Source organism: Paenarthrobacter sp. NPDC018779 (assembly GCF_044391085.1).
Classification (GTDB): domain Bacteria; phylum Actinomycetota; class Actinomycetes; order Actinomycetales; family Micrococcaceae; genus Arthrobacter.
The window spans coordinates 1-18,657 of record NZ_JBIRZS010000024.1; the positions used below are offsets into that span (position 1 = coordinate 1).

At 65.0% G+C, this 18,657-nt stretch carries 16 protein-coding genes; 14 read left to right on the forward strand and 2 right to left on the reverse strand.

Going from position 1 to position 18,657, the window contains the following annotated elements; translation table 11 throughout:
• Nucleotides 1–493 precede the first annotated feature (493 nt).
• From ACH488_RS18815 to ACH488_RS18825, 3 genes are all read left to right on the forward strand, one after another.
• Entirely contained in the window at nt 494–2,095 is a 1,602-nt protein-coding gene (locus tag ACH488_RS18815) for a glycoside hydrolase family 68 protein (protein ID WP_397326073.1), read from the forward strand.
• A gap of 103 nt (nt 2,096–2,198) precedes the next feature.
• On the forward strand, nt 2,199–3,839 hold the full coding sequence (locus ACH488_RS18820; protein WP_397326074.1) for a glycoside hydrolase family 32 protein: 1,641 nt from the start codon (nt 2,199–2,201) through the stop codon (nt 3,837–3,839).
• Between the two features lie 100 nt (nt 3,840–3,939).
• Nucleotides 3,940–5,685 carry a phospho-sugar mutase gene (locus tag ACH488_RS18825; RefSeq protein WP_397326075.1) on the forward strand — a complete coding sequence of 582 codons (1,746 nt, stop codon included), beginning with the start codon at nt 3,940–3,942 and terminating at the stop codon, nt 5,683–5,685.
• On the opposite strand, the gene nirD is transcribed toward ACH488_RS18825, so the two are convergent.
• Complete coding sequence (nirD, locus tag ACH488_RS18830) at nt 5,682–6,044, reverse strand: nitrite reductase small subunit NirD (protein ID WP_397326076.1); 363 nt, start codon at nt 6,042–6,044, stop codon at nt 5,682–5,684. The two genes, ACH488_RS18825 and nirD, sit on opposite strands and share 4 nt — an antisense overlap.
• Nucleotides 6,045–6,326: 282 nt before the next feature.
• On the opposite strand from nirD, the gene nirB reads away from it, so the two are divergent.
• From nirB to ACH488_RS18845, 3 genes are read left to right on the forward strand one after another with little or no spacing between them, the layout of a single operon-like run.
• Nucleotides 6,327–8,954 carry a nitrite reductase large subunit NirB gene (gene nirB / locus ACH488_RS18835; protein WP_397326077.1) on the forward strand — a complete coding sequence of 876 codons (2,628 nt, stop codon included), beginning with the start codon at nt 6,327–6,329 and terminating at the stop codon, nt 8,952–8,954.
• Nucleotides 8,955–8,963: 9 nt separating this feature from the next.
• Entirely contained in the window at nt 8,964–9,998 is a 1,035-nt protein-coding gene (gene cobA / locus ACH488_RS18840) for a uroporphyrinogen-III C-methyltransferase (RefSeq protein ID WP_397326078.1), read from the forward strand.
• A gap of 10 nt (nt 9,999–10,008) precedes the next feature.
• Nucleotides 10,009–11,160 (forward strand): uroporphyrinogen-III synthase, encoded by a 1,152-nt coding sequence (locus tag ACH488_RS18845; RefSeq protein ID WP_397326079.1) that lies wholly within the window; start codon nt 10,009–10,011, stop codon nt 11,158–11,160.
• A 34-nt stretch (nt 11,161–11,194) separates the two neighbouring features.
• On the opposite strand, the gene ACH488_RS18850 is transcribed toward ACH488_RS18845, so the two are convergent.
• A complete protein-coding gene (locus ACH488_RS18850; RefSeq protein ID WP_397326080.1) occupies nt 11,195–12,493 on the reverse strand; it encodes a Y-family DNA polymerase in 1,299 nt (432 codons plus the stop codon).
• Between the two features lie 157 nt (nt 12,494–12,650).
• Between ACH488_RS18850 and ACH488_RS18855 the strand changes: the two genes are divergently transcribed.
• The 8 genes from ACH488_RS18855 to ACH488_RS18890 all read left to right on the forward strand — a co-directional run bounded on the left by ACH488_RS18855 (nt 12,651) and on the right by ACH488_RS18890 (nt 18,652).
• Entirely contained in the window at nt 12,651–13,001 is a 351-nt protein-coding gene (locus tag ACH488_RS18855; protein ID WP_397326123.1) for a metalloregulator ArsR/SmtB family transcription factor, read from the forward strand.
• Nucleotides 12,998–13,702, forward strand: coding sequence for an aquaporin (locus ACH488_RS18860; protein WP_397326081.1), 705 nt, complete (start codon nt 12,998–13,000; stop codon nt 13,700–13,702). Before ACH488_RS18855 ends, ACH488_RS18860 begins: the two co-directional genes overlap by 4 nt.
• The gene (locus tag ACH488_RS18865; RefSeq protein ID WP_397326082.1) at nt 13,699–14,112 is read left to right on the forward strand and encodes an arsenate reductase ArsC; all 414 of its coding nucleotides are present in this window, start codon (nt 13,699–13,701) and stop codon (nt 14,110–14,112) included. Before ACH488_RS18860 ends, ACH488_RS18865 begins: the two co-directional genes overlap by 4 nt.
• Before the next feature lie 11 nt (nt 14,113–14,123).
• Entirely contained in the window at nt 14,124–15,476 is a 1,353-nt protein-coding gene (locus tag ACH488_RS18870) for an FAD-dependent oxidoreductase (protein WP_397326083.1), read from the forward strand.
• Nucleotides 15,477–15,567: 91 nt separating this feature from the next.
• Nucleotides 15,568–15,978: a molybdopterin-binding protein gene (locus tag ACH488_RS18875; RefSeq protein ID WP_397326084.1), complete on the forward strand. Its 411-nt coding sequence runs from the start codon at nt 15,568–15,570 to the stop codon at nt 15,976–15,978.
• Nucleotides 15,975–16,775 carry a molybdate ABC transporter substrate-binding protein gene (gene modA, locus ACH488_RS18880; protein WP_397326085.1) on the forward strand — a complete coding sequence of 267 codons (801 nt, stop codon included), beginning with the start codon at nt 15,975–15,977 and terminating at the stop codon, nt 16,773–16,775. Before ACH488_RS18875 ends, modA begins: the two co-directional genes overlap by 4 nt.
• A gap of 9 nt (nt 16,776–16,784) precedes the next feature.
• The gene (locus ACH488_RS18885) at nt 16,785–17,606 is read left to right on the forward strand and encodes an ABC transporter permease (protein ID WP_397326086.1); all 822 of its coding nucleotides are present in this window, start codon (nt 16,785–16,787) and stop codon (nt 17,604–17,606) included.
• A complete protein-coding gene (locus ACH488_RS18890; RefSeq protein ID WP_397326087.1) occupies nt 17,603–18,652 on the forward strand; it encodes a sulfate/molybdate ABC transporter ATP-binding protein in 1,050 nt (349 codons plus the stop codon). The genes ACH488_RS18885 and ACH488_RS18890 overlap by 4 nt, the downstream gene beginning before the upstream one ends.
• The last annotated feature ends 5 nt before the right edge of the window (nt 18,653–18,657 follow it).

The following is an 18,657-nucleotide window of genomic DNA, read 5'->3' on the forward strand; positions in this document are numbered from 1 at the left end:
ACCGCGCCATCAAACAACTCAACAACCTCGGCTACAACGTCACCATCACCCCGGTCACCGCAGCCTAACCCACCAATACTTTCGTATTAGTTGGGTGCGGGGATACGTGACTGGAGCCCGGCCGTCCAGTCACATGGCACCCGTGTAAACGCACAGTAAATTCGCAGAATAAGTCTGTTTTAAAGCGAAACATTTGACCCTCCTGCACCAAGCATGGCACGCGCGCGTGTTGGCAATGTAAACGCTTGCACCCAGATGTCTGACATCCCCGCCGAAGCCCTCGAAACAGGCTTTGCTTTGGCACCTGACACGTGTTTAGCGTGGAACGTGCCCCGGTAAGTCGACGTGCCGGAGCACCAGCGGCGAGCGCCTCAGGAAGGGCCGCCGCACCTCGAAACGATGGCGTCCCTCGAAGACGCCACCAGCGGATCGAGCGGACGCCGGACTCGAGCAGCAACTCCACGAAGTCCAACACTCCGCGAGAAGAGCAAGCATGAACACGCACTCAACCCCAACACGGCCAAGACGCCGCTTGCGCAAGGCAACAGCCATCGCAGCAGCAGTCGGCGTCGCCGGTGGCATCCTCCTTGTCACGCCGGCCGCACAGGCCAACCTGCCGGCCGATCCGCCGTCGAGCACCATGCCGGCACCCACGCCCGGCTTCCCGCTGCCGTCGAACCACACGCAGCAGGCCTACGATCCGGCAGCGGACTTCACCTCCAAGTGGACCCGCGCCGACGCCAAGCAGATCATGGCCCAGAGCAACCCCAACGTGGCTCCCGGCCAGAACTCCATGAGCCCCAACGTCACCATGCCGGAAATCCCCAAGGACTTTCCGGCCATGAACGACGACGTGTGGGTGTGGGACACCTGGTCCCTGACCGACGAGAACGCCAACCAGATCAGCTACAAGGGCTGGGACGTCATCTTCTCCCTGGTGGCTGACCGGCACGCAGGCTACGGCTTCGACCAGCGCCACTGGAACGCCCGGATCGGCTACTTCTTCCGCAAGACCAACGCCGATCCGGCCAAGGACAAGTGGAATTACGGCGGGCACCTGTTCCTGGACAACACGTCCATCGGCAACACGGAATGGTCCGGCTCCACGCGCCTCATGCAGGGCAACAAGATCAACGTCTTCTACACGGCAACCACGTTCTACGACGTCAAGGAACGCAACGCCGGCGGTGGCGGGATCGCACCCGACGCCGTCATCGCCAAGGCACTGGGCAAGATCCACGCCGACAAGAACGGCGTGAGCTTTGACGGCTTCCAGCACACCAAGCTGCTTGAGCCGGACGGAAAGCTCTACCAGAACAAGGCCCAGAACCCGGGCTTCGCCTTCCGTGACCCGTACACGTTCGCTGACCCGGCGCACCCGGGCAAGACCTTCATGGTCTTCGAGGGCAACACTGGCGGAACCCGCGGCTCCTACAAGTGCAAGCAGGAAGACCTGGGTTACCGCCCGGGCGATCCCAACGCTGAGACCGTGGACCAAGTCAACAGCACCACCGGCGCGTGGTACCAGACGGCAAACGTGGGCTTGGCCGTGGCGGACAACAAGGACCTGACCAAGTGGAGCTTCCTGCCCCCGATCCTGTCCGCCAACTGCGTCAACGACCAGACCGAGCGTCCGCAGATCTTCATCCAGAACGAGAACGGCAAGAACAAGTACTACCTGTTCACCATCAGCCACCAGTTCACCTACGCGGATGGGATGCGCGGCCCTGATGGCGTGTATGGCTTCGTCGGCAACGGCGTCCGCTCCGACTACCAGCCCGTGAACAACAGCGGCCTGGCCCTCGGTTCGCCGACTGACCTGAACATGCCGGCCAACGCGCCGGAAGGCCCGGACCCGCGCCAGAACGGCCGCCAGTTCCAGGCTTACTCGCACTACGTGCAGCCTGGCGGTTTGGTCCAGTCGTTCATCGACAACGTGGACGGCGTCCGCGGCGGTTCGCTCTCCCCCACGGTGAAGATGAACTTCCAGGGCGGCGTGACGCAGGTTGACCGCAGCTTTGGCAAGAACGGCCTCGGTCCGTTCGGCTACTTGCCCACCAACGTGCGCGTTGGCGGCGAGGGCCTCTACAAGTAGGACCGGCGCTCCAGTAATACCTGGCCCATAAGGCCCCGGCAGGGGTGCGCTCGGCCACGAGCCGGGCGCACCCCCGCCACCCCCCAACCCCCAGGATTTCCCCATGGTTTACCCCACCCCCAACACCCCCAGCCCCCGTCTCTCCCGCCGCCAATTGCTCGCGGCAAGTGCCGCCGTCGTGGTTTCCTTCTCAGCCGCCTCGTGCACAGCGCCCCGCGACGCGGAAAGCCCGACGGCGGTTCCCACCACCAGCGGTCCACGACCTTCCGCTTCGGAACCGTGGCGTCCGGCCGTCCACCTGACCGCGGAAAAGAACTGGCTCAACGATCCCAACGGCCTGGTCTACGCGAACGGGACCTACCATGCCTTCTACCAGCACAACCCCCGGGCAAATTCCTGGGGCAACATGTCCTGGGGGCACTCCACCAGCAAGGACCTGGTGCACTGGGAGCAGCAACCCCTGGCCATGGAAGCCAGCGAGGACGAAGAAATCTTCTCCGGGTGCATCGTGGTGGACTCGAACAACGCTTCCGGACTCGGGTCTGCCAAGAACCCGCCCATGGTTGCCCTCTATACCAGCGCCTACGGGAAGCATGGAGCGCTGCCGCAGGGAACGCAGGCACAATCCGTGGCCTTCAGCCTGGACGGCGGAACCACGTGGGAGAAGCACCGCGGCAACCCTGTGCTGAACCTCGCGCCGAGCAACAACAATTTCAGGGACCCCAAAATCACTTGGTACGAACCCGGCAACTACTGGGTGATGACCACCGTGGTGGCCGACGCCCAAGTGGTGAAGATCTTCAAATCCACCAACCTCCTGCATTGGGAGTTCCTCAGTGATTTCTCCGGCGTCGGGGCGCAGGGCGGGCTCTGGGAAGTGCCTGAGCTGCTGCAGATGAACGTTGAAGGCTCCACGGCCAAGAAGTGGGTCATGCTGCTGAGCATGAATCCGGGCGGTATCGCAGGCGGCTCCGGCATGCAGTACTTCGTCGGCGAGTTCGACGGCACGCGGTTCGTTGCCGAAAACGCAGCGGCCCCCGATGCTCCCCTGGAAGAGTCCCAGTGGCTGGATCACGGCGCCGACTATTACGCCGCCAACTCCATTTCCGGCGCTCCGGGCGACAAACCGGTGCTTCTGGGCTGGATGGGCAACTGGGACTACGCCCAGGACGTCCCCACCACGCCGTGGCGTGGTGCCATGGCGATTCCGCGGGAGCTCACCTTGGTCCGCGGTGAAAAGCGGTACGAGTTGCGCTCGGGCATTGCAGCGACGGCCTTGGAGACCCTGGAGTGCGGTGAGCTGAAGAGCAAAAACCTCACCGTCTCCTCCCGGTTCGAGTCGCTCGGCTCCGATTTCGAAGGCCGCAGCCAACTACTTGACGTTGAACTGGACTTGGGGTCCGCGCGCGAAGCCGGCATCCTGCTCCGTCATTCCGCCGACGGCAAGGATGGACTCCGCATCTCCTACGAGAAGGAGACAGGCACCCTGAAAGTTGACCGCTCGAAGGCCGGGACCACCAACTTTTCGGAAAAGTTCAGTCCCTATCACCAGGTGCGCGTGCCTGCAGTCGGCAACAAGGTGCGCCTGCGGATCCTGGTCGATACGTCGTCGGTGGAGGTCTTCGCGCAGGACGGGGCCGCCGTGATCACGGATACGTTCTTCCCCGGCTGGGACCACACCGGGACCTCCGTTTTCAGTACCGACGGCGATACATCCTTCTCGATCCGCTCCCGCACCCTCTAGAGCAAGGCGGGGTCAGATACGGCCCATTACGACCCTTTTCATGGGCCGTATCTGACCCCGCGTTGCCTTTGGCATGGGCAATGAGGATAGTTTTGTGCTTATGACATCGAGCGATGCCGCACTTGGACAACTGATTGACGACGCCCACGCCTGGGCTTCCCAGGACCCCGACCCCGCGACGTCGGCCGCCCTCCTGGAGCTCGCAGCCCTTGCCGGAGACGGCGATGCCGGAGCAGCCCAGGAACTGGAAGACAGCTTCAACGGCACGTTGCAGTTCGGCACCGCCGGTCTCCGTGCCGCCCTTGGCCCCGGACCAAACCGCATGAACCGCGTGGTGGTGCGCCGGGCTGCGGCAGGCCTGGCAGCATTCCTTCGCGAAACCGTCGCCGCAGCTTCCCCGGGAACCCGGCCTCGCGCCGTCGTCGGCTTTGATGCCCGCTACAACTCAGACATTTTCGCACAGGAAACGGCGGCGATCTTCACTGCCGCCGGCATCGACGCGTTCCTTATGCCCGCAGCACTCCCGACGCCGATCCTCGCCTACGCGGTCCGCGCGCTGGATTGCGACGGCGGCGTCATGGTCACAGCCAGCCACAACCCGCCGCAGGACAACGGTTACAAGGTGTACCTGGGACGGCACGCGGTGGCCGAAAGCGGACGTGGTGCGCAGATCGTGGCACCCTACGATGCGGAAATCGCCGCAAAGATCGCCGCGGTGGGCACGCTGGACACGATCGAACTGGCCGGCAGCGGCTGGACCGTGCTGCCCGAATCCATCGCCACGGACTATCAGGCCGCCATGGCGGGCTTGGTGGACCGGGACCACTTCCCGGCACGGGACCTCAAGATCGTCCTCACCCCCATGCACGGGGTGGGCGGGGAAACGGCCGTTTCCGTGCTCAACGCGGCCGGCTTCGCTGACGTGACCTTGGTGGCCGAACAGGCCGAACCGGATCCGGACTTCCCCACGGTTGCCTTCCCGAATCCGGAAGAACCGGGGGCGCTGGATCTGGCGCTCGCCAAGGCCGCGGAGGTAGGGGCGGACATCGTCCTGGCCAACGACCCCGACGCCGACCGGGCGGCGGTTGCCGCGTTGGACCCCGCGACGGGTGAATGGCGCATGCTGCGCGGCGACGAAGTCGGTGCCCTCCTGGGTGCGCACGTGGTGGCCCGGCTGGCAGCAGGTACCGGAGACGAACCGCGCGAGGGCGTCTTTGCCAACTCGATCGTCTCTTCCAGGCTGCTGTCCCGCATTGCCTCGGCCGCAGGCTACGACCACGAGGAAACGCTCACGGGGTTCAAGTGGATTTCGCGCGTCCCCGGCCTGGTCTACGGATATGAGGAAGCGCTGGGCTACTGCGTGGCGCCTGAGCTGGTGAAGGACAAGGACGGCATCTCCGCCGCTGTGCTCATCGCCGAGCTCGCGGCTGCAGCCAAAGCCGAAGGCAAAACCATCTTCGATACCTTGGATGAGCTGTACTTGGTCCATGGCCTGCACGCGAGCGACCAACTCAGCATCCGCGTGGCGGACCTGGGGCTGCTGGATGCCATGATGAACCGCTTGCGGGTCACCCCGCCGGCAGCGTTTGGAGGCTCCGTCGTCGAGGTTTTCACGGACCTCGCGGCAGGAAGCGAAACGTTGCCGCCCACGGACGGGCTGCTGTACCTGACCAAGGACCAGAGCCGCGTGATCATCAGGCCCAGCGGCACCGAGCCCAAACTGAAGTGCTATCTGGAGGTCATCCAGCCCGTGGAGTCGGCGGCGGAACTTCCCGCAGCCCGCCAAGCGGCACGGACATCCCTGGACGATGTCCTCAGGGATGTCCGCGAAGCGCTGGGACTCTAGAGCTCAACCTCGATGTAGCCGTCCACCAATCGGGTGGCATACGTGGCGAGCGTCAGTTCCGGGTGCGTGAAGCACTCGCCGGTCTCAAGGTCGTAGACCTCCTTGTGCAGCGGCGAGGCTATGGTGGGCCGCGCTCCCCGGGAGCCGATGATGCCGCGTGCCATCACGTTGGCGAACGTTGCCGGATCCTGCTGTGCGACGGCGAAAACCTCACCCGGGGCGGTGCGGAACAATGCCACCTGCCGGCCCTCGATCAATGCTGCCTCGCCCCACGCCAGCTCGAGCTCGTCCACCGGGCATACACGATGCCAGGTGCCGGTGATGGACAGGTCCTCTGCGCGGTCAAGAATTACGGTCATGTCAGCCCCTCTCGCTGCGTCCGGGTGCGGGCACTTTCCACCGTCACTCCCCCGGACCAGGCCACGCTTGCGGCCACTCCTCAAAGCTAGGACCCGGGTGTTTCAACGGGTGTCAGGCTTTGTGTCCAGCGCGTAAAAGAGACCTCACGCCCCGCGAAATGAGTTCGTGATGCAGAAGTTAAGATCACGAAACAAACGGGAAACTGAAGTGAAACTGCCCTTCCCTAGGCTGATTCCACAAGTTGCGGAGACCTGTCTGCAACATTTGCGAAAGGCCCACCAGTGACCGGACACACTTCAAGCACAGAGAACCCGCGCCGCATCGTCGTGGTCGGAGGCGGCCCTGCTGCCCACCGTTTTACCGACGCCATGTACAACCGCGGACTCGATGGCTGGCAGGTTACCGTCCTCACCGAGGAAGCCCACCTCCCCTACGACCGCGTGGCGTTGAGCAAGGCCCTGACCGAAACAGATGTTGACCTCACCCTCGGTGACGCGTCCATGTGGGACCACGAGGCCCTGGCCCTGAAGACCGGCGAGCGCGCCATCAAGGTAGACACGGTCGCCAAGACCGTCCTCACCGCCGCCGGCAACAAGTACGAATACGACGAGCTGGTAGTCGCTTCCGGTTCGGACGCAGCCCGCCTGCCGATTCCCGGCGCCGAACACACCCACGTGTACCGCACGCTGGAAGACGTGTGGGCCATCAACAAGGCGATCGCCGAGCTCGGCGACAAGCTGGGCCGCAAGGTTAACGCCGTCACCATCGGCGGCGGCTTGCTGGGCCTTGAGTCCGCTGCCGGAACCGAACAGCTCGGTGCCACGCCGGTGGTTATCAACGGCTCGCCGTGGCTCATGAACACGCAGTTGGACGAAGGCGCCGGCCAAGCCCTGGGACGGTTGATCGAGGCCAAAGGCTTCGAGGTCCACGGTGGCGTGTTCCCGTCCGAGGTACTGGCGGACGACGACGGCCAGGTCACCGGAGTCTTGATGGCGGACGGCCGCACCATCCCGGCGGACCTCGTGATCGTCGCGATCGGCGTGAAGCCCCGGGATGACTTGTTCCGCGCCGCCGAGGGCGAAGAGCAGCTCTTCAGCCTGGGCCAGCGCGGCGGCGTGGTGATCAACGACTTCTGCGCCACCGAGGTTGACGGCATCTGGGCCATTGGTGAGGTGGCCAACTTCGGCGGCATGTGCCTGGGCCTGGTGGCTCCGGCGAACACCATGGCCGAGATCGTCGCAGACCGCCTGCACGGTGGCGAAGCAACGTTCCCGGGCTTCGATACGGCCACCAAGCTGAAGTTGTCCGGCGTGGACGTGGCCAGCTTCGGCGACGCGTTCGCCAAGACGGAGCACTCCCTGGAAATCGTGTACGCCGATCCCGCCCGAGGCGTTTACCAGAAGATTGTCACCACGGATGACGCCAAGACCCTGCTGGGCGGCATCTTCGTGGGCGACGCTTCCCCTTACATGAGCCTGCGCCCGCTCCTGGGCCGCGAGCTTCCGGCCGAACCGGGCGCCTACCTGAGCGCTGCCGGTGGCGGCGAGGCTCCGGAAACGGAACTGCCGGACGATGCCATCCTGTGCTCCTGCAACAACGTGGCCGCCGGGTCCATCCGCGACGCCATCAACGGTTGCGGCGCCTGCGAAGGCAACGCTCCCGTGCAGGAACTGGGCGAGCTCAAAGGCTGCACCCGCGCCGGTACCCAGTGCGGTTCCTGTGTTCCTATGCTGAAGAAGCTCCTCGAAGGCGAACTCAAGAAGTCCGGCATCGAGGTCTCCAAGGCCCTCTGCGAGCACATCAGCCTGTCCCGCCAGGAGCTCTTCGACGCCATCCGGGTCCTGGAGCTGACGTCCTTCGAGGACATCATGGCCAAGTACGGCACGGGCGCCGGCTGCGATATCTGCAAGCCGACCATTGCCTCCATCCTGGCCAGCCAGCACTCCGCCTACGTGCTCGATGCCGGCCGCGGCACCCTGCAGGACACCAACGACCGCGCTTTGGCGAACATGCAGAAGGACGGCACCTACTCGGTGGTTCCCCGCATCGCCGGCGGAGAGATCACGCCGAAGGGCCTTGGCGTCATCGCCGCAGTTGCCGAGAAGTACGGCCTCTACACGAAGATCACCGGCGGCCAGCGCATCGACATGTTCGGCGCCCGCCTGGAGCAACTCCCGGACATTTGGAAGGAACTGGTGGACGCCGGTTTCGAATCCGGACAGGCCTACGGCAAGAGCCTGCGCACCGTAAAGTCCTGCGTTGGTTCCACCTGGTGCCGCTTCGGCGTCCAGGACTCCGTGCAGATGGCGATCGCCTTGGAACTGCGCTACCGCGGCCTCCGCAGCCCGCACAAACTGAAGATGGGTGTTTCCGGTTGCGCCCGTGAATGCGCCGAAGCCCGCGGCAAGGACGTTGGCGTGATCGCCACGGCCGATGGCTGGAACCTGTACGTCGGCGGCAACGGTGGTGCCACCCCGGCCCACGCCCAGCTGCTGGCCAAGGACCTGGACGACGAGACGCTCATCAAGTACATCGACCGCTACCTCATGTACTACATCCGCACGGCGGACCGCCTGCAGCGCACGGCCCGTTGGCAGGAAGAGCTCGACGGCGGCCTGAAGCACGTGGAGGAAGTGGTGGTCAACGACTCCCTGGGCATCGCCGAGGAGCTTGAGGCGGCCATGTCCAAGCACATCGACACCTACGAGGACGAGTGGGCCGAGACCCTGAAGGACCCGGAGCGCCTGCGCCGTTTCCGTTCCTTCGTCAACGCTCCCAACCAGAAGGACGAGTCCATCTCCTTCGTTCCGGAGCGTGGCCAGATCCGCCCGGCAACCAACGAGGAAAAGGGTGGCGTGCTCATCGCTTCCACCATTCCGGTCCGCAGCGCCGTCACGGCAGACAACTAGGGGGAATCCATGCAGCTCACCATCGACCTCACCGGCCGGGACGTCCTGGTCACCGGTTCCGATACTGTTTCCCGCCAGGCGGTCCGCCGCTACCAGGCTGCCGGCGCCGTGGTGCACCGGCTCAGCACGCCAACGGACATCGTCTTCGACGGTCCCCTCACCGTGCGCCCGTTTCTGGTGGCAGTAGTGGACGACGGCGGTACCGGCTGGCTGCCGCTGCTGGAACGCTGCCGCGAAGCCGGAATCCCCGTGGCCCACGAACCCGCACCGGGCCTGGAAGGGCACGTGACGTTGGTGGGCGGTGGTCCGGGTGCACTGGACCTGCTGACGGTTGGCGCGGTGGATGCCTTGCGGGATGCCGACGTGGTGTTCTACGACAGGCTGGCCCCGTACCAGGAGTTGGCGACGCTGACCTCCGCCGACCTGGTGGACGTCGGAAAGCAGCCCGGCCACCACAAGGTGACGCAGCGTGACATCGAAAAACTCATGGTGGAAGCCGCGCTCCGCGGAAAGAATGTTGTCCGGCTCAAGGGCGGCGATCCGTACGTCTTCGGCCGCGGCGGCGAGGAAGTGGCAGCCTGTGTTGCAGCTGGTGTTCCCGTCCGTGTGATCTCCGGTGTTACCAGCGCCATCTCCGTCCCTGCCGCTGCCGGAATTCCGGTAACCCACAGGGAAGTAAGCCACATGTTCACCGTGGTTTCCGGCCACGCGCCGCTCACGGAGAAGGAGCACACCCACCTGGCCGGCCTCGGCGGAACCATCGTGGTCCTGATGGGCATCGGCACGCTCCCCCAGCTTGCCGCCGGCCTGCGCCGCGCGGGCATGAAACAGGACATGCCGATGGCTGTTGTGGAGCGCGGATACCGGCCCGGCCAACGCACCACCATCGCGGATCTGGGTACCATCGAAACGGCAGCCACCGGTTGCAGCAACCCGGCCGTGCTGGTCATCGGCGAGGTGGTCCGGGTGGCTGAAGCCAACCGCAATCATGCCGAAGCATCCGCTGAACTGAGCCGCCTCGCGGCTTCGCTCCTTGAAGCCTGAAGGTAAACCCATGACTGTTGCACAAGAGCTCGAAGCTGCTGTGACTTTGGCCGAGGCCACCGAAGCCGCTGAGCTGCCGCTGGATGGTTTTCGCATTGGCGTCACCTCACACCGCCGTTCCCGGGACCTCATCGAGGCGTTGGAACGCCGCGGTGCGAGCGTACTCCATGCCCCCGCCCTGAAGATCGCTCCCGTCCAGGAAGACCTGATCCTCATCGAGGACACCAAGAGCATCATCGAGGCCAAGCCGGATATCTGCATCGCCACCACGGCCTACGGCATGCGCCGCTGGTGCGAGGCCGCGGATTCCTTCGGCATCGGCGAGCAACTCCTGGAAACACTGTCCGCGTGCCGCATGTTCGTCCGGGGACCCAAAGCGCGCGGTGCCGTCCGCGCGGCGGGGCTTGCCGACGTCGGAATCAGCAGCGACGAAACCACCGCCACGCTGGTGGACATGCTCCTCGCGGAAGGCGTGCGCGGCAAGACCGTGGCGGTGCAGCTTCACGGCTACACGGATGTGCGCCAGCTTGAGCGGCTCCGGATGTCCGGGGCCACGGTGCTGACCGTGACGCCCTACCGGTGGGTGAAGCCCGACGGCGAGGACAAGCTGCCGCGCCTGATCGAAGCCGTGGTCAACGGGAACCTGGATGTCCTGACGTTCACCAGTGCCCCCGCAGTTGACGCGATGTGGAGCACGGCGCACGAGATGGGCCTGTACCGCCAACTCATCGAGGCCCTCAAGGGACCGGTGACGGTCGCCGCCGTCGGGCCTGTCACCGCCCAGCCATTGGTCGACGCCGGGCTGACGCCACTCATCCCGGACAGGTACCGCATGGGTGCCCTGATCCGCCTGGTCACCGAGCATCTGTCGCTTAATCATGTGCGCCGCCTGGAGACCAAGAGTGCCACCATCGAGCTGCGCGGGCGTTGCCTGCGGATCAACGGTGAGGTGGTGGAACTGGCGCCTGCCCCGTTGCTGTTGCTGCGGGCGCTTCTTGGCGCCGGTGGAGCGGTGCTGTCCCGCGAAGCGCTGTCCGATTTGCTGGACCTCCGCGGTTCGGTGCACGCCCTGGACATGACGGTCAGCCGGCTGCGCTCCTCGCTGCCCGATGGCAAGCTCGTGGAAACCGTGGTCAAGCGCGGGTACCGTCTGCGGGCGTAGTCCTTTCTTGCATCCCGCTGCGCCACCGTTCACTTCAGGCTGCCTTCACCAGGGGCAGTTCGTCCCAGCGGGTGGTGTAGCGGGGGCTCAGCAGGCCGCGCTTCATGGACCAATCCGGGCCGCCACGAATGCCTGCATGCCCCAAGCCGATGGAGCCGCGGCCGTAGCGTTTGCTGACCTGTTCCAGGAGCGGACCGATCCCCCGTTCCTCGTGACGGTTCTCGAAGATTTCCAACGGTTTCTGGTTGCCGGTGGGCCGCAGGTCCGTGACCATAATCCCCGCCTTCGCGTACTTGGTCCCTTCCTGGAACTTGGGCACCAGAGCGTGCGCTGCCTTGGTCAGGAGCACAGGATCCGACGTCGGCATGGGCAACCTGACGGTGACGGTCGGGAAGGATTTGTCGTTCGGGTTATACACGGAGGTTGCCGCGTAGGCCGTGAGCAGTTTGGCTTGCAGGTCATGCTTTGCAAGGCGGGCACTGGCCATCTGGCCATAGACGCTGAGCACCTGCCGCAACTGCGCCGCCGTCGTAATCGGCGTCGAGAAGGAGCGGGAGAAAATCAACTGGTCCCGCCCGATCTGTTCCTCTTCCATGGGGATGCACGGCGTACCCTGCAGTTCCAGCACGGTGCGCATCACGACGATCGAGAACTTGTCGCGCAGTTTCACGGGGTCCGCCCGCACCAAGTCCAGGATGGAGAAGATCCCGATGGCGTTCAGCCGCTTGGTGAGCCGCGTGGCTATCCCCCAGATTTCGATGACTGACAACCGCGACATGAGCGCCTCGCGTTGATCTGCCGGCACGGAATCCCAGCGGCACACGCCGTTGAACGCGGGATTGTGCTTGGCCCACTTGTTGGCGAGCTTGGCCAGGGTCTTGGTGGGCGCGATGCCTACACACACCGGCACGCCCACATGCTTGCGGCACGCTTCCTTGATGGTCCGTCCGAGATCCAGGAGGTGCTCCGGGCTGCCCTTCACCCCCAGGAAGGCTTCATCGATGGAATACACCTCCTGCCACGCCGAGTATCGCCGCAAGAGTTCCATGACGCGCAGGCTGATGTCGCCGTACAACTCGTAGTTGCTGGACATCGCGATGAGTCCCCATTCCTTGGCCCGCGGGGCGATCTTGAACCACGGGTCCCCCACGCCGATCCCGAGCTTCTTGGCCTCCGGCGACCTGGTCACCGCACAGCCGTCGTTGTTGGAGAGGACTATGAGCGGCTTGCCCTCGAGCGCCGGATTGAAGGCGCGCTCGGCTGATGCGTAGAAGCAGTTGATGTCCACGTGGGCGATTTCCTGCATCCGGCGCATGAGGGCTGGTTTGGACATGGGACCCCTTCCGGCGGTAGCACATGAACCCGGCCTTAGGCTGGTTCAACACGGTATTATTCGAACAAATATTCGAATAATACCAACTGTACTGCGGACCACCGACAAAACAGGTGTTGCCCGGAACATAGATGAGTGTAAATATTTACATGTGTCTATGTCCTTGGAACTGACCCCGGTTCAGACCGTCGCCTGCTGCTCGCCCCTGGCCAGGGAGCCCCTGTCCGAAAGCGAAGCCGAGGGTGTAGCCGCGCTGTTTAAGGCGCTGGCCGACCCGGTTCGGTTGCGGCTGATGTCCCTTGTTGCCTCCCACGAGGGCGGCGAGGCGTGCGTGTGCGACCTCAACGATGCCTTTGAGTTGTCGCAGCCCACCATCAGCCACCATCTGAAAGTGCTGCATGAGGCGGGCTTGTTGGATCGCGAGAAGCGTGGGGTGTGGGTTTACTACAAGGCACGGACCGAGGCATTGCAGAACCTGGCAGCCCTGATCGGCGGGCAGGCCGCGTGACGAATGTGCCGGGCAGGCGCGCCGCGGCTGAGTTTCTCGGCACCGCGTTTCTGGTGATGGCCGTGGTTGGCTCGGGCGTGATGGCTTCCCGACTGTCACCGAACGACGTCGGACTGCAGCTTTTGCAGAACAGCCTCGCCACCGGCGCCGCACTGCTCGCACTGGTCCTGGCACTCCAGCCGGTTTCGGCGTCGTTCAATCCCGTGGTGACGTTCGTCGAACGTGCCTTGGGGATGATCGACACCCGGACTGCGGCTGTGCTGGCCTCGGCTCAGGTTCTTGGTGGTTTGACGGGGACGGTCACAGCGAACCTGATGTTCGGGTTGGATGCGGCCTCCATATCGACCCACGAACGCTCCGGTCCGGGTCTTTGGCTGGCTGAAGTGATCGCTACCGCCGGGCTACTGGTCATTGTCTTCGGAACGGTTCGTTCCGGCAGGGCAGACCGGGTGGCCTTTGCCGTCGGCGGATACATCACGGCCGCCTACTGGTTCACCTCATCCACCAGCTTCGCCAACCCCGCCGTCACGATCGCCCGGACCATCACCGATACCTTCTCCGGGATCGCCCCGGCCTCCGCCCCGGGATTCATCCTGGCCCAACTCGCCGGCGGCGTTCTTGGGTTTGCCCTGATTCGCTTCCTCTACCCCGTTCCCAGCGCTTCCGCGGATATCGCGGCTGACCGAAAGGTGCTCGCATGAGCAACAAGCCCTCTGTCCTGTTCGTCTGCGTCCACAATGCCGGCCGCTCCCAAATGGCCGCCGCCTACCTCACCACCCTTTCCGGCGGGGCCATTGAGGTCCGCTCTGCCGGCTCGCAGCCCGCCGAGCAGGTCAACCCGGCCGCCGTCGAGGCCATGGCCGAGGTGGGCATCGACATGTCAGCCGAGATCCCGAAAGTCCTCACCACCGCGGCTGTCCAGGATTCCGACGTCGTCATCACCATGGGCTGCGGCGACGAATGCCCCTACTTCCCCGGCAAACGCTACGAGGACTGGGTCCTCGAAGACCCTGCCGGAAAGGGCGTCGAATCCGTCCGTCCAATCCGCGACGAAATCAAGGGCCGGGTTGAGGCGCTGATCGCCTCCCTGGCTCCCTCAACCGGGAAGTAGGGGACACAGCCATGACCGCTCTGGAAGCACTGCCTGTCGCAGTGATCGGCGCCGGGCCTGTCGGTTTGGCTGCCGCCGCACACTTGCTTGAACGGGGGCTGGAACCCCTGGTCCTGGAAGCAGGACCAGGCGTCGGCTCCGCCATCCGGGACTGGGGGCACATCCGGTTGTTCTCCACTTGGAAATACAACCTCGACCCGGCAGCCGTGCGCCTGCTTGAGGCCGCCGGCTGGGAGGCCCCGCGTCCCACTGCGCTCCCCTACGGCCATGAGATCGTGTCGCAGTACTTGGAACCACTGGCCGCGACAGCCGAATTGCAGCACCGGATCCGGACCGGAGCACGGGTCATCGCGGTGACCCGCGACGGAATGGACAAAGGGCGCAGCCAGGGCAGGGAGGAAACACCGTTCCTCCTGCAGGTGAAGCTCAACAGCGGCGAACTCACCGAAATCCGTGCGCGGGCCGTGATCGACGCCTCCGGGACATGGGATTCGCCCGCTCCGTTGGGATCTTCAGGCCTTGCTGCTCCCGGAGAGTCCGAGGCCCGGGCCACCGGAGGGGTCACTACTCCCCTGCCCGATGTCACGGTTCCCGGGTTCGCAGGCCACCGTACCCTGGTGGTCGGTTCGGGCCACTCTGCCGCGAACATGGTCCTGGACCTGGCCCGGCTGAGCCGCACCAACCCCGGCACGGAAGTCCTCTGGGCCATCCGCGCGGCGACCCCTGCCCGTGCGTACGGCGGCAAGAACGCCGACGAGCTGCCCGCCCGCGGACAGCTCGGCACCCGGCTGCGCACCGCCGTCGAGACCGGCTCGGTCCAGCTCCTGACCGGCTTCCGCACGGACCGCATCGAAACAACCGACGACGGCGTGACCGTCCACTCGGCGGACGGGCGTGCACTTAACGTCCACCGGGTCATTGCGGCTACCGGCTTCCGCCCCGACCTCTCCATCCTGTCCGAGCTGCGACTGGACCTCGACCCAGCCGTTGACGCGCCAAAGGCCCTGGGCCCGCTGATTGACCCGGACTTCCACGGCTGCGGCACCGTCCCTCCGCACGGGGCCAGGGTGCTCGCCCAACCCGAGAAGGACTTCTACCTGGCCGGGATGAAGTCCTACGGTCGCGCACCCACCTTCCTCATGGCAACCGGCTACGAGCAGGTACGGTCAATCGCTGCAGCGCTCGCCGGCGATACTGCCGCGGCCGACGCACTGGAACTCGAACTCCCCGAAACCGGCGTCTGCTCCACCAGCTTGCCAACTGACTCCGGCGATGCTGCGGATGCGTGCTGCGGAAACCCGGAACCCGTACCTGTGACCATCGGCTTCGCTACAGGACTGCAGCACGGGCGCGCCAACGACTGACGGCCAGCCTCAGCCACCACATCCTGGTCACATTCGGATTTGCGGAGCTATCGACTAAAAACTTCCGCATTCGAGGATCTATTGTGGATCCATGACCAAAATACGAGTCTCTGAAGCAGCGCGCTTCCTGGGCGTCAGTGACGACACCGTGCGGCGATGGACCGAAAACGGGACCCTCACGCCGCTCAAGGACGATTCCGGCCGCCTGACGGTGGACGGACTCGAACTCGCACGTCTTGCACGTGAACAGGCGCAACTGCCTGACGACCCCACCAACATCGGCCGTTCTGCCCGAAACCGCTTCGTCGGACTGGTGACAGGAATTACGGCAGACAAGGTCATGGCGCAGGTGGAGCTTCAGTGCGGCCCCTTCCGGGTCGTATCCCTCATGAGCAGCGAAGCCGTCCGGGAACTCGGACTGGAACTTGGCTCAGTGGCCACCGCCGTGGTCAAAGCCACCACAGTCATCATCGAAACGCCCCAAGGAAAGAGCGTCATATGAGGAACGCCCCCAAGATCATCACCACACTGCTGGCAGCCGGAGCTCTCGCCGCCGGCCTTGCAGGCTGCGGCGGCAACGCCACACCGGCCTCCAGCAGCACAGCCTCCGAAGGCACCAAGCTCTCCGGCACCGTGACCGTGTTCGCCGCAGCGTCGCTGAAGTCCACGTTCACCAAGATCGCCTCGGACTTCGAGGCCGCCAACCCGGGCACCAAGGTGACACTGAACTTTGCCGGTTCCTCGGACTTGGTCACCCAGATCACCCAAGGCGCCCCGGCCGATGTCTTCGCCTCCGCCGACACGAAGAACATGACCAAGCTCTCGGACGCGAAGCAGGTCGAGGGATCTGTCACCAACTTCGCTACGAACGTCCTGGAGATCGCGGTCCCGCCGTCGAACCCGGCCAACATCGCAAGCTTTGGCGACCTCGCCAAGTCCGGCGTGAAGGTCGTTGTCTGCGCCCCGCAGGTCCCTTGTGGTTCCGCGACAGAGACCATCGAAAAGGCTACAGGCACCACGCTGGCCCCGGTCAGTGAAGAATCCTCCGTAACCGATGTCCTGGGCAAGGTCACCTCCCAGGAAGCCGACGCCGGACTGGTGTACGTCACGGACGTCAAGACCGCTGGCGACAAGGTGAAGGGCATCCCGTTCCCCGAGTCGGACAAGGCCGTCAACACCTACCCGATCGCGACGGTAGGAGCCAGCAAGAACAAGGACCTGGCCAAGGCCTTCATCGCGGCCGTAACCAGCGCCGAAGGCAAGAAGGTCCTGACCGACGCAGGCTTCGGCACGCCGTAGACTTCACGGATGCCATCACGCCGTAGAACCGGGTACACCGGCATCCCACCATGGATCTACGCCATCGCGGCAGCAGGCGGCCTCTTCGTCCTGCTGCCGCTGGTGGCCATGGTGGCCAAAGTCGACTGGACCCAGTTCGTCCCCCTCATCACCTCGGAGTCCTCGCTGACTGCCCTGGGCCTGAGCCTGCGTACTTCCGCCGCCAGCACGGCCCTGTGCATCGTGCTCGGAGTGCCGCTCGCACTGGTACTCGCCCGTGGAAACTTCCCGGGGCAACGCCTGCTGCGGGCTTTTGTCTTGCTGCCGCTCGTCTTGCCGCCGGTGGTGGGTGGCATCGCGTTGCTCTACACCTTTGGCAGGCAAGGACTCCTCGGACGGACCCTGGAAGTAGCGGGGATCCAGATCGCGTTCTCCACCACGGCTGTGGTCCTCGCCCAGACGTTCGTTGCGCTGCCGTTCCTGGTGGTCAGCCTCGAAGGTGCCCTGCGCACGGCGGGCACCAAGTACGAAGCCGTCGCCGCCACACTCGGAGCACGCCCCACCACGGTGCTGCGACGAGTGAGTATTCCGCTCGTCCTGCCCGGGCTCGCTTCGGGCGCAGTCCTGTCCTTCGCCCGCTGCCTTGGCGAGTTCGGGGCCACCCTTACCTTCGCCGGCAGCCTGCAGGGAGTCACCAGGACGCTTCCCTTGGAGATCTACCTGCAACGCGAAACCGACGCCGATGCCGCCGTCGCCCTCTCCCTCGTGCTGGTCGCGGTGGCCGTCGCCGTCGTCGGGCTTTCCTACCGCCGTTACCGCACCCAGCCCGTCAACGAGGCGGCCACGGCATGACGTTTACCTTGAACGCGGCCTTGAGCGCCCGCAACTTTGAGGTCTCGCTGAACCTCGGAGAATCAGAAACCGTGGCCGTTCTGGGTCCCAACGGTGCCGGGAAATCAACCCTGCTCGGCATTACGGCCGGGCTCCTCCGCCCTGACACTGGCTCTGCAGAGTTGGCAGGCAGGCCCTTGTTCGAGCTCGACGGCGGCACGCACCTTTGGACGCCACCGCACCTGCGCGGGACGGCACTTCTCGCCCAGGAACCGTTGCTGTTCCCCCACCTGAGCGTCTTGGAGAACGTAGCTTTTGGACCGCGGTCCGCCGGCGCGTCCCGGAAGGAAGCACACGAAACGGCCAGGCAATGGCTGGCCGAAGTCGACGCCTCAGAGTTCGCCACTCGCCGTCCGGGCCAGCTCTCCGGCGGGCAGGCCCAGCGCGTCGCCATAGCCCGGGCCCTGGCAACCAACCCGGAATTGCTCCTACTCGATGAACCGATGGCTGCCCTGGACATCCACGCTGCTCCCCTGCTGCGTCGCCTGCTCAAGCGCGTGCTCGCAGGCCGCATGGCAATCATCATCACGCACGACGTCCTGGACGCCCTCATGCTGGCGGACCGGGTGGTTGTGATCGAGGACGGCCACATCACTGAGCAGGGCCCTACCCGCGAAGTCCTTGAGCGGCCGCGCAGCCGGTTCGCTGCCGGGCTTTCCGGACTGAACCTGCTCACCGGAACCATCACCGATGAAGGCCTGACCTCGAACGAGGGCCTCAAGATCGCAGGCCACCTGGACGAGGCAGCCCTCCCCGGAAACCCGGGCGCCGCAGCCTTCCCGCCGTCGGCTGTCTCGATCTACCCCACGGCCGAGCACGGTAGCCCCCGGAACTCGTTCAAGGTCACCATCACGGACCTGGAGCCCCACGGCGACCTGATCCGCGTCCGGGCAGGCCACCTCGCCGCAGACGTCACACCGGCAGCGTCCGCCGAGCTCGGCCTGGCGCCAGGATCAGAAGCCTACTTCGTCATCAAGGCCACGGCGATCACGGTCTACGCGGCCTGAGGCGG

What these genes read in the sequence shown, in the direction of transcription:
- ACH488_RS18815 (WP_397326073.1), top strand. Translation starts at nt 494, where the DNA reads ATGAACACGCACTCAACCCCAACACGGCCAAGACGCCGCTTGCGCAAG.
- ACH488_RS18820 (WP_397326074.1), top strand. Translation starts at nt 2,199, where the DNA reads ATGGTTTACCCCACCCCCAACACCCCCAGCCCCCGTCTCTCCCGCCGC.
- ACH488_RS18825 (WP_397326075.1), top strand. Translation starts at nt 3,940, where the DNA reads ATGACATCGAGCGATGCCGCACTTGGACAACTGATTGACGACGCCCAC.
- nirD (WP_397326076.1), bottom strand. Translation starts at nt 6,044, where the DNA reads ATGACCGTAATTCTTGACCGCGCAGAGGACCTGTCCATCACCGGCACC.
- cobA (WP_397326078.1), top strand. Translation starts at nt 8,964, where the DNA reads ATGCAGCTCACCATCGACCTCACCGGCCGGGACGTCCTGGTCACCGGT.
- ACH488_RS18845 (WP_397326079.1), top strand. Translation starts at nt 10,009, where the DNA reads ATGACTGTTGCACAAGAGCTCGAAGCTGCTGTGACTTTGGCCGAGGCC.
- ACH488_RS18850 (WP_397326080.1), bottom strand. Translation starts at nt 12,493, where the DNA reads ATGTCCAAACCAGCCCTCATGCGCCGGATGCAGGAAATCGCCCACGTG.
- ACH488_RS18855 (WP_397326123.1), top strand. Translation starts at nt 12,651, where the DNA reads ATGTCCTTGGAACTGACCCCGGTTCAGACCGTCGCCTGCTGCTCGCCC.
- ACH488_RS18865 (WP_397326082.1), top strand. Translation starts at nt 13,699, where the DNA reads ATGAGCAACAAGCCCTCTGTCCTGTTCGTCTGCGTCCACAATGCCGGC.
- ACH488_RS18870 (WP_397326083.1), top strand. Translation starts at nt 14,124, where the DNA reads ATGACCGCTCTGGAAGCACTGCCTGTCGCAGTGATCGGCGCCGGGCCT.
- ACH488_RS18875 (WP_397326084.1), top strand. Translation starts at nt 15,568, where the DNA reads ATGACCAAAATACGAGTCTCTGAAGCAGCGCGCTTCCTGGGCGTCAGT.
- modA (WP_397326085.1), top strand. Translation starts at nt 15,975, where the DNA reads ATGAGGAACGCCCCCAAGATCATCACCACACTGCTGGCAGCCGGAGCT.
- ACH488_RS18885 (WP_397326086.1), top strand. Translation starts at nt 16,785, where the DNA reads ATGCCATCACGCCGTAGAACCGGGTACACCGGCATCCCACCATGGATC.
- ACH488_RS18890 (WP_397326087.1), top strand. Translation starts at nt 17,603, where the DNA reads ATGACGTTTACCTTGAACGCGGCCTTGAGCGCCCGCAACTTTGAGGTC.